The following is a 372-nucleotide window of genomic DNA, read 5'->3' as shown; positions in this document are numbered from 1 at the left end:
CGACCGACTCAGCGCACTTTCACTGGTTCTATCACGTTCCCTCCTCCAGTCAATCTCCGACTCGCCAGCGCGGTCGGATTTGTGGTGCTGCGCATTGTTCGCTGCCAAAATATAGCAATATCCGAATTCTTCGAAGACCGCCGAAACTTCTATGACGGGAAGCCCTCGTTCCAGCTTCGTCAATAGAACCTTCCCTCTCGCCTGAATAACAAAGCCTTGTCACCAGAACTTCGTCAAAACCTTGTGACGACAACAAAAACCTGCCCGCCTTCCCTCACCTGCCTGGCCATTCTCACCTCATCGTTGACATCGAAACCAACGTAGATCCAATCAAACCATCTGGAACAAATCCGAGGAGCCAACTTGGAGTCC

Source organism: Roseibacillus persicicus, assembly GCF_014651675.1.
Taxonomy (GTDB): domain Bacteria; phylum Verrucomicrobiota; class Verrucomicrobiia; order Verrucomicrobiales; family Akkermansiaceae; genus Roseibacillus; species Roseibacillus persicicus.
This window is presented reverse-complemented; position numbering follows the sequence as displayed.